Origin of the sequence: Nioella aestuarii, assembly GCF_050896395.1 — a bacterium.
Taxonomy (GTDB): domain Bacteria; phylum Pseudomonadota; class Alphaproteobacteria; order Rhodobacterales; family Rhodobacteraceae; genus Nioella; species Nioella aestuarii.
Window position 1 is genome coordinate 1 of sequence record NZ_JBPBBA010000068.1, and the last position, 8617, is coordinate 8617.

Genomic DNA, 8617 nt, shown 5'->3' on the forward strand with positions numbered 1-8617 from the left:
AAAGGACTGGGTTTCGTCATGAACGAACGCTACCGGCCGGCCGCTGCGGGCTCAAGGCATGTTATTCTGACAGAGCCGATGTGGGCTAACAATATCTGACGTCGAACAAGCGAAAGCGAGAACGGTGGCTGCCTTCAACATCTTCCGACAGTTGGCCATGGAATGCCCTAATCGACGTCTCGGTTGTACCAATCGGGTGCTGTGCGTCATACCCACTTCTTCGAACAAAGTGTTTCGGTTCGTTTGGACCGCTTCGTAGGTGGATTCTCCGCTCTTTTACTCCGCCACTAGCATTGGTCGCGTTGCGTTGAGATATGCCTGATCGGGCGTCTGTGCTTCTAGCGATGAGCGTGATCTCCTTGTGTAGTAGAAAGGCAGATCCCCGGTCAGGTATTCGCGAGCGTCCGTGACGCACTAATTTGGATCGCTGACGCGCCAGTTCGACAGGCGTTGCGCTACAGGGCTCTTTCTTGCCCGAATATCCGGACTCAACACAAATCCTGTGCGGCGAGAAATCGGACGAACATCAGGGTCAGGCTTTCGCGTCGTGACGTGTCGGACCAGACCGCGAAGATCCCGAGCGGCCTAAGATGCCAGTCCGGCAGAAGTCGGACGAAATGCCCGGCCTCCACGCCGCGATCGGCAAGGAATGAGGGCAGGGTCGTGGCCCCAAGGTTCTGGGTGGCGAAATGGTAGACGGCTTCGATGCTGTCGGCCTCGATCTGGGCGTTTCCCGTGACGCTCTCGGTTTGGCCGTCCAGCGTGGTGAACTTGGTCGTGTCGGGGCGGTTCTTGAAACGGATCCAGTCCCAATCTTCCATGTCCGAGGGTCTGCGGGGCAGCGCACGCTGTTCGGCATATCTGGTTCCGGCGACAAGGGTGCGTTGCCCCTGACCCAGTTTGCGCGACATCATGGAACTGTCGTCCAGCCATCCCACGCGGATATTAAGGTCGAACCCGTCCTCAATCAGACCAACGCGATTGTCGGTATAGGCCACCGAAAACGCGACGTTGGGGTGGCGGCGGGCGAATTCCCCGATCGCGTTTGAAATTGGACCAGAGGCCATGAAGGCAGGAATTGAAACCCGCAAGGCACCGACGGGTTCCAAGGATAACGCGTTCAAATCGTTCAGCCCGGCCTCGGCGCTACGAAGCATATCCACGACCCGGTTGTAGAATATGCGCCCCTCGCTGGTCAGAGCGATCTTTCGGGTGGAGCGATAAAGCAGGGTGACGCCAAGAAATTCCTCAAGCTCCGAGACTGTCTCACTGATGCGCGAAGGGGCCAAGCCAACATCCTTGGCCGCCGCCCGGAACGACCCGAGGTCCACCACCCTTGCAAAAATGGCCATCTGTCTGAGGTGGTCGATCATTGTTCCGTCCAGCCGAACGATTGCATCTGAAATCAGTAAATATTCAAAACAATAACGCGGCGCTAGTGTCTTTTTACTCAGACAAGGACATGGAAATGAACGCGACCGCAACTTTCGCAACAGACCGGGCCAGCCGGTACCTCAAGGCGCTGTGCCACCATTTTGGCCGCAAGGTCGAAGCCCAATGCGACGAGACCTCTGGCCGGGTGAAATTCCCGTTCGGCCGGTGCGATCTGGCTGCGGATGCGGATCAGCTCACCCTACAGGTTTCGGCGGATGATCCCCGGCGGCTCGACCAGTTGGCGCAGATCATAACCCGCCACCTTGAACGCTTCGCCTTTCGGGAAAACCCCGAACTGGACTGGAGCAGGACACCAACAGAGCCGCAAAACGGATGACTCCGCTTCGGGCCATCACCCAGACAGCCCAATTTGAAAGGAACCCCAGAGATGAATCGCAGAACCCTTATGAAAACCACCGCCGGCGCCGCTTTGGCGTTGGTCCTTGCAAAACACGCAGGAGCACAAACCATGGATGAAGTAACCCAAGCGACATTTGACACCGTCATGGCCTTTATGGGCGCTATGGGCGGCGGCGATATGGAGGCCATGTCGGCCCTGATGGCAGATGACATGGTCTGGCACAACGAGGGCGATTCCAGCTTGCCCTGGATCGGCGAAACCGTCGGCAAAGAGGCAATTTTCGAGTTTCTCGGTGTGTTCTCGTCCAACCTGCAGACCACCCGGTGGGAAAACACCGACGCCTTTGCCTCGGGCGATACCGTCGCCGTTTTTGGCATCATGAACGGAGTCACCACCCATTCCGGTCAGGAAATCGGCGATTTCACCTTCGCCCTGCGCGCCAAGGTTCGCGATGGGCAGGTCGTCCTTTGGCACTGGTTCGAAGACAGCTTTGCCGTCAGCCAAGCCTATCACGGCCGGGCCTAAGGCCAGCGACTACTTCACCGGTTTTTACGTGTCAGGAGATACTCCCAATGACGACGACTTCCAATAAACTCAGCGCCGGTCTGATTTCCGGTGTGTTGCTGGCGCTTGCCGGCCCGGCGGCGGCCGATATGGCCAGTAACGCGACCCAGGCGGTCAACTTCTTCGAAAACGGCCAGGCGACCGGCGGCGTAATGATGGCCGTCGATTCCCAAGGACCGGTCGCCATCGGCGATGGCGTGGAACTGGCCGGTTTCGCATTCGGCACCTACGATGTCGACTTCACCGCCAATTCCGTGACCATGACGCTGGTTGCGCGTCTGGAAAACCTGATGATCACCCAATATGACGGCACCACTTTCGACCGCTATTACTTCGCGTTCGATCAGGCCGTTACCTCTGCCGAGATCGCGGCGTCGACCGATGCAGGCTTTGCCGCCACTGTCGAGATCATCGCACCCGGCACCCAGGTGATCGCCGCTGGTGCCTTCGTTGACGGCCTCCCGACCGAATACACGTTCGAAAACGGCGGGATCCTGCTGACCATTGGTGAAGGAACCGATCTGAACACGATCAGTGCCAATGGCGGGTCGATCACGGTGAATTTCTGATTTCATCCAAAAGGGGTGCGGTGCCGGACGCCTCCGGTGCCGCGCCGCAAATTGACGGGAAGACCCGAGGTCAGGCCAAGGCCGCATGCCATAAGTGAGAAGGATACCTGAAAGATGATAGGCAAGGTAAAGGTCGAAGGAATACCGATCTGGGTAAGCCTGTTCCTGATGCTGATTGTGGCGGTTGGAATTGGTCTTGGCGTTCCAGCCATGATTGGTCAGGGCCTGATGGAAACTCACTCGATTGGCTGGGGTGGACGGCAGCTTGGTATTGCTGTCGGAAGCATCCTGGCGATCACTTACCGAAGCCAAATTGGGTACCTGATCGTTTTCACTTGCGCCGTCTTCAAGGAGATCAGCGATTTGATCGAAGTACTCTCTATGCCAGATCCAGGCGTGGGGATGGTACTTGGGTTCGCGCCGTTCATAGCTCTCGAACTTGTCGCCCTCTGGTACAGCTATCGGGCCGTCCAAACGAGGTAGTTGTCATGTGCCGCTGTAACTCTTCGTTCTCCGCAACTCCCTGAATCAGCGTTTCCGCAACTGCGCGGCTCATTTTCACATCTGACCAACACCGCCTGCCGGAAATCCCAACCATGACTTCGATCTGGCAAATCCGCTTCGCAATCTGCTTCCATCGCAATCCGACACTCGGCAGCTGACTCGCAGATCAAGCAACTAATTGGACGGCGGGTCAACATAGTGCTTTGGCGCATCCCTCTTACCGCAAGGATACCAATATGACCTTTCACAAGGATTTCCTGCTGCCACGGATCCTGATCGGATTGATGGCGCTGGCCATGGCGGCGGCAACCATTCCCGCCTATGGCAACCCGACGATGAACCCGGGCCTGACAACCCTCACGGGTGATGCCCTGTCGCTTGGCCAGACGGCCGGCGCGTTTCTTGGGCGTCAGTTGACGCTGATCCTTATCGCGCTGATCGGGGCGGTTGTCGGTCAGCGCGAGCTGGTGCTGATCGGTGCCTTCGGCATGATGGTCATGAACGGACATGACGCCATTCTGATGGGGTTGCTGGGTGGACCGGTCGCCGCGGCTATCGGCGGGTTGGTCTTTGCAGCACTCGGCGCGCTGTCGATCTATCTGGTCTGGCGCAAACCGGTGTCAGCATGACCCCGGCAATGACTTTCCGGTCCGCGATCTCGCCCTACTGGCTGTGGGCCCTTCTGGCCCTTCCGGCTGCGGGGTTCATGGCCTCCTTGGGGTCGGCGACTGGGCCCGAAGTCTACGAAGAGCTCCTGCATCCAAGCGGAGAGTTTTCGGCAAGATTCATGATCATTGCCATGCTGGCCACGCCGCTGACCCTGCTCTTCAAGGGATGGCGTGGCCCGCAATGGCTCAAGAAAAACCGCCGCTACTTCGGCGTTGCGGCCTTTGGCTATGCGTTCTTGCACACCGTGTTCTACCTGATCGATGTTCAGGGCGTTGCCGGCGCGGTCGCGCAATTGCCGCGTCTTTATATCTGGACCGGCTGGGTCGCATTCTTGATCTTCATCCCGCTTGCGGTAACTTCGATGGATTATTTCGTCCGCCGAATGGGGCCGCGCTGGAAACAGCTTCAGCGTTGGACCTATGGCGCGGCCGTTCTGACGCTCGTCCACTGGGCGGCGCTGCATGATTGGGGCGGAGCAGGCCCCGCACTGATACATTTCGTGCCGCTTGGCCTACTGGAGGCCTACCGCGTTTGGTATTGGAATTTCCGCCCCCGCCTCAGATTAAGAGGATAGGCTACCATGACAGAAAAGACCGTACCGATTATTGCCGCCAAATCGCCAGCGATGGTCGATCTCGAGGCCGGAAAGACCTATTTCTGGTGTGCCTGCGGGCGATCTCGTAACCAGCCTTTTTGCGATGGGTCCCACGCGGGAACGGGGTTGAACCCGGTCAAATTCACCGCGTCAAAAACCGGCAAATCGGCGCTGTGCCGCTGCAAGGGGACGGCCAACCGGCCCTTCTGCGACGGCACCCATGCGCAACTGGGTGACAAGGAAGTTGGCGACCCATCCCCGGAACCGAAATCCGACGTCCCTGCTGCCCGGGCGACACCCGAAGAGCCCACCGTTGCCCGCATCCACGAACTGGCCCGCGACGGGCTGAGCAAGCTGGGGCATCACGGCGAGATGGGGGCCATGGGCGTCCCGCGCAAGGACCTGCCCCATTGGGACGATATCCAGATCCTCGCTGCCCAGATGGCCCGCAAGCCGCTACTGGATAACGTGCCGGTTGCGACCTCGGTCACGATCGGGCCCCGGGCGGTAAAACCGCTGAAGCTCGATATCCCGCTTTTTGTTTCGGACATGAGCTTTGGCGCCCTCTCGCAAGAGGCAAAGACAGCACTCGCACGCGGCGCCGAAATGGCCGGGACCGGGATCTGTTCCGGCGAAGGTGGCATGCTGGAGGAAGAGCACGCCGAAAACTCGCGCTATTTCTATGAATTGGCCTCGGCCAAGTTCGGCTGGGACATTGCCAAGGTCGAACATGTTCAGGCGTTCCACTTCAAAGGAGGGCAGGGGGCCAAGACCGGCACCGGCGGTCATTTGCCCGGCGACAAGGTCGACGCCAAGATCGCGGAAGTGCGCGGGCTGAAAGTGGGCGAGGCGGCAATTTCGCCTGCGACTTTCCCCGATCTGCACACCCCCGCTGATTTCAGGAAACTGGCGGACGCGGTTCGTGAACGTTCGGGCGGTATACCTATCGGGTTCAAGCTGTCGGCCAATCACATCGAGGATGATATTGATTTCGCGCTCGAGGCCGGTGCCGATTACATCATTCTTGACGGTCGTGGCGGTGGCACCGGGGCTGCTCCACTGATCTTCCGAAATCACATCTCAGTTCCCACTATTCCGGCGCTGGCGCGTGCGCGGCGGCATCTGGACAAACGGACCGGGCGCGAGGTGACGCTGGTCATCACCGGCGGCCTGCGGGTGGCCGAGGATTTCGTCAAGGCCATGGCCCTTGGTGCCGACGCAGTTGCAGTGTCGAATTCCGCCATGCAGGCGGTGGGCTGCATCGCCGCGCGGATGTGCAATTCCAACAATTGCCCGGTTGGTGTGGCAACGCAAAAGCCCGAATTGCGCCGCCGCCTTGACGTGCAGCGTGGGGCCGAACAACTGGCGCGTTTCTTTGGCGCATCGGTGGAACTGATGCAGGTGCTTGCCCGGGCCTGCGGCTATGACAGCCTGTCGGGCTTCCGGCAGGGCGACCTGTCCACATGGAAACGCGAGATGGCCGATTTGAGCGGGATTACCTTTGCCGGCGCAACCCTTTAGGCGGCGGCCCCTTGCCGGACCCCGCCCCAAGATCCGTACCCCACGCCGAACCACAACCACTACAGGAGAGACTAAAATGAGACTTCTTCTTCGACGCGCGCTGGCTGCGGCCGCGATCCTGCTTTCGAGTGCCGCCCTTGCTTCTGCGCAGGAAGGATATGTGCACGAATTGGCGCCGAATTTCTACAGTTTCGGTCAGGGCAATGCGCATTCGATGTTCATGGTGACCGACGAAGGCGTCGCGGTGTTCGAAACCTTTAATACCGGCCACTCCCAAGCCATGCTGGCGGCGATCCGCGAGGTCACTGACCTGCCGATCCGCTATGCGTTTCACACCCATAACCATTGGGACCATTCCAGCGGCGGTCAGGTCTTTCTGGACGAGGGTGCGCAGACCGTGATGCATCGTTTTGCCGACGAATATCTTGAGGCGAATCCCGGTCCCGACACGACCCGCGCAAGCGTCGTCTGGGAAGGGGAACAGACCGAATTCACGCTAGGGTCAGGATTCATAACCAGAACATGACCACAGCGGCCATCCCGCCACCGTAACCCATTGCGATTGATGAATATAATGCCACTCAACACGCGCCTATCGTCAACACGCGGCTTGCCGTGGGATTTGGGAAAGAAAGGCTCCAACTTCGCCATCTGCGCATCGCTCAGCCAGTAAAGATCGCTCATATCACCGCTCCGTTTTGGGAGCCGTGAATCAGACCTCTACAGGAAAATCAATGCATCCTGACCCTAGACACTAGGGGCGTCGCCAAATCGGTTTGTGCCGGGTGAACCCGCGGCTGAGAGAAACGCAGTAGAGCCAATAGCTGCGGCGAAACTAGCAAGGCCGCAAATTCCCATGACATTTGCTGCAGTCTCCAAAGACGGGCCGCCAAAAGCAAGATTTAGGGCGAAGAAGAAAAATAAAACTCCAAACCCAATTAAGCCGAGGGGCAAGAGACACCACCGCGCGGATCGATCCATATCGTGCAAACGCCGTGAGCCGACAGCTAGAGCTATCGGTATCCAAAGTATTAGCAAGAAAGCCATCGGATAAAATAAAATGAAGGCTGCGGTCCAAAAAGCGGATGCATCGTCCCAATCTCTAGGCGAAAAGGTCATTATTAATCCTAGGACAACTACCAAGACGATGAAAATAAGAAACCACCACCAGAACTCTGACCGCGAAGCTCGCCCCGAGTATTTATAAGAGTTCAATATACAACTTTTTGCGGCAGCAACAAATCCCAAATCCTGTTCTCCTTTGAAGCACTATGCATGAAGTGACTGAACTTTGAAATCAACATCTGCTCCGTCCCGCGCTGCGGACCTTCACCCTTCGAAAATGCTGCACGATGCGTGAATGGCCGCTTCGGTGGAGCTGCGATGCGGCGTCCGACCTCACGGCAAAGGTCGGCTCCGGGCCGGTCCTGGCGTTTCATCACGCTAGTCGGTACTGACATTGAAGGGGGTGCTATCTGAGCATTTCAGACACCAAGGCTTGTGTGAAACGGCGGCTCAGCGCCCTCATCTGAAGTCAAAGGATTCGGCTCCCGAAGCTCGTAGACCTGAACGTAAAGCGCATAGTCAAGCGTCGCACCTATCCCGGAAGGGGGGGTATCTGAAGCTTTGTAGCCCACGGCCCAAGGACCGGAGGGGGAAGGCAATTTCTCGTTTTCACAATATGGAGATTTTGGCACTAGGGAAGCCGCAAGCCGATAACCCAGCCAGAATTCCCTACTGACAGGCCCCACACCAGAACTCGCACCCATCGGGCCAGCTTCTCGCCAAGCCCTCTCCGATAAGAATGTCGCCAACATTCACACCGTCGGATCGAACCACTGCAAGCGTTCGCCCATATCGGTCCTCCCCCTGTCGCAGCAGGGTGATTTGGGTTTCGTTGAATAATTGCATCAACCGGCGCGATGCTTGCTGTCCAAGCTGACGCTCAGCGTTGCCGCCACATAGGTTGGTTGTCGTTTCAGGCGTATCATAGCCCACCGCGCGGAACTTCTCGCCGTTCAACCAGAAAGTATCTCCGTCAACGATACAGTTGATCCTCGGACCGGAGCCACACATGCCAATTGCGTTCGCAGGCCCGCAAGCAAGTGCCAAGATGAATATCGCCGCCCCAAGCACGTCTCTCATGATTCTCCCCAGCGCTATTGCCCATGCCAACCGTAGACGTTGATGGGGGGCTTGTTAACCAAGGTTAACGACAGCGAAGGCGAGCAACAAACTCAAAGTGGGGGAACGAGTGGGGGAATGTCTCAGGGGTAAATACTGATTTATCAATATTTACAGTAACTTACTTGAGATGAATGGCGGTGCTGCCAGACGAATGCGAACCAGTCTCTCCAAGGGCAGTATGGCTGTCCCTTATGCCGCGCAAAGACCGCGCCA

General features: G+C 58.0%; 11 protein-coding genes and 1 pseudogene. 8 read left to right on the plus strand and 4 right to left on the minus strand.

Features of this window, described 5'->3' with window-relative positions:
- Nucleotides 1-488 precede the first annotated feature (488 nt).
- Nucleotides 489-1373, minus strand: coding sequence for a LysR family transcriptional regulator (locus ACROHD_RS20385; protein WP_432680285.1), 885 nt, complete (start codon nucleotides 1371-1373; stop codon nucleotides 489-491).
- A 95-nt stretch (nucleotides 1374-1468) separates the two neighbouring features.
- Here ACROHD_RS20385 and ACROHD_RS20390 point away from each other — a divergent pair, with 95 nt between their 5' ends.
- The 8 genes from ACROHD_RS20390 to ACROHD_RS20425 all read left to right on the plus strand — a co-directional run bounded on the left by ACROHD_RS20390 (nucleotide 1469) and on the right by ACROHD_RS20425 (nucleotide 6743).
- Nucleotides 1469-1771 carry a DUF2218 domain-containing protein gene (locus ACROHD_RS20390; protein ID WP_432680286.1) on the plus strand — a complete coding sequence of 101 codons (303 nt, stop codon included), beginning with the start codon at nucleotides 1469-1471 and terminating at the stop codon, nucleotides 1769-1771.
- A gap of 132 nt (nucleotides 1772-1903) precedes the next feature.
- A complete protein-coding gene (locus ACROHD_RS20395) occupies nucleotides 1904-2320 on the plus strand; it encodes a nuclear transport factor 2 family protein (protein ID WP_432680287.1) in 417 nt (138 codons plus the stop codon).
- A gap of 47 nt (nucleotides 2321-2367) precedes the next feature.
- A complete protein-coding gene (locus ACROHD_RS20400; RefSeq protein WP_432680288.1) occupies nucleotides 2368-2928 on the plus strand; it encodes a hypothetical protein in 561 nt (186 codons plus the stop codon).
- A 114-nt stretch (nucleotides 2929-3042) separates the two neighbouring features.
- Nucleotides 3043-3411 (plus strand): hypothetical protein, encoded by a 369-nt coding sequence (locus tag ACROHD_RS20405; protein WP_432680289.1) that lies wholly within the window; start codon nucleotides 3043-3045, stop codon nucleotides 3409-3411.
- A 257-nt stretch (nucleotides 3412-3668) separates the two neighbouring features.
- Nucleotides 3669-4061, plus strand: a complete 393-nt coding sequence (locus ACROHD_RS20410; RefSeq protein WP_432680290.1) for a hypothetical protein — start codon at nucleotides 3669-3671, stop codon at nucleotides 4059-4061.
- Complete coding sequence (locus tag ACROHD_RS20415) at nucleotides 4058-4675, plus strand: protein-methionine-sulfoxide reductase heme-binding subunit MsrQ (protein ID WP_432680291.1); 618 nt, start codon at nucleotides 4058-4060, stop codon at nucleotides 4673-4675. Before ACROHD_RS20410 ends, ACROHD_RS20415 begins: the two co-directional genes overlap by 4 nt.
- Before the next feature lie 6 nt (nucleotides 4676-4681).
- The gene (locus ACROHD_RS20420) at nucleotides 4682-6217 is read left to right on the plus strand and encodes a glutamate synthase-related protein (RefSeq protein WP_432680292.1); all 1536 of its coding nucleotides are present in this window, start codon (nucleotides 4682-4684) and stop codon (nucleotides 6215-6217) included.
- Between the two features lie 76 nt (nucleotides 6218-6293).
- The gene (locus ACROHD_RS20425; protein ID WP_432680293.1) at nucleotides 6294-6743 is read left to right on the plus strand and encodes an MBL fold metallo-hydrolase; all 450 of its coding nucleotides are present in this window, start codon (nucleotides 6294-6296) and stop codon (nucleotides 6741-6743) included.
- A gap of 11 nt (nucleotides 6744-6754) precedes the next feature.
- Here the strand turns inward: ACROHD_RS20425 and ACROHD_RS20430 are convergent.
- The 3 genes and pseudogenes from ACROHD_RS20430 to ACROHD_RS20440 all read right to left on the minus strand — a co-directional run.
- A pseudogene (locus tag ACROHD_RS20430) lies at nucleotides 6755-6901 on the minus strand (transposase); the annotation flags it as partial.
- A 63-nt stretch (nucleotides 6902-6964) separates the two neighbouring features.
- Nucleotides 6965-7465, minus strand: a complete 501-nt coding sequence (locus ACROHD_RS20435) for a DUF805 domain-containing protein (RefSeq protein ID WP_432680294.1) — start codon at nucleotides 7463-7465, stop codon at nucleotides 6965-6967.
- Between the two features lie 486 nt (nucleotides 7466-7951).
- Nucleotides 7952-8362: a thermonuclease family protein gene (locus ACROHD_RS20440; protein WP_432680295.1), complete on the minus strand. Its 411-nt coding sequence runs from the start codon at nucleotides 8360-8362 to the stop codon at nucleotides 7952-7954.
- Nucleotides 8363-8617 lie beyond the last annotated feature (255 nt).

What these genes read in the sequence shown, in the direction of transcription:
- ACROHD_RS20385 (WP_432680285.1), bottom strand. Translation starts at nt 1,373, where the DNA reads ATGATCGACCACCTCAGACAGATGGCCATTTTTGCAAGGGTGGTGGAC.
- ACROHD_RS20390 (WP_432680286.1), top strand. Translation starts at nt 1,469, where the DNA reads ATGAACGCGACCGCAACTTTCGCAACAGACCGGGCCAGCCGGTACCTC.
- ACROHD_RS20395 (WP_432680287.1), top strand. Translation starts at nt 1,904, where the DNA reads ATGGATGAAGTAACCCAAGCGACATTTGACACCGTCATGGCCTTTATG.
- ACROHD_RS20400 (WP_432680288.1), top strand. Translation starts at nt 2,368, where the DNA reads ATGACGACGACTTCCAATAAACTCAGCGCCGGTCTGATTTCCGGTGTG.
- ACROHD_RS20405 (WP_432680289.1), top strand. Translation starts at nt 3,043, where the DNA reads ATGATAGGCAAGGTAAAGGTCGAAGGAATACCGATCTGGGTAAGCCTG.
- ACROHD_RS20410 (WP_432680290.1), top strand. Translation starts at nt 3,669, where the DNA reads ATGACCTTTCACAAGGATTTCCTGCTGCCACGGATCCTGATCGGATTG.
- ACROHD_RS20415 (WP_432680291.1), top strand. Translation starts at nt 4,058, where the DNA reads ATGACCCCGGCAATGACTTTCCGGTCCGCGATCTCGCCCTACTGGCTG.
- ACROHD_RS20420 (WP_432680292.1), top strand. Translation starts at nt 4,682, where the DNA reads ATGACAGAAAAGACCGTACCGATTATTGCCGCCAAATCGCCAGCGATG.
- ACROHD_RS20425 (WP_432680293.1), top strand. Translation starts at nt 6,294, where the DNA reads ATGAGACTTCTTCTTCGACGCGCGCTGGCTGCGGCCGCGATCCTGCTT.
- ACROHD_RS20440 (WP_432680295.1), bottom strand. Translation starts at nt 8,362, where the DNA reads ATGAGAGACGTGCTTGGGGCGGCGATATTCATCTTGGCACTTGCTTGC.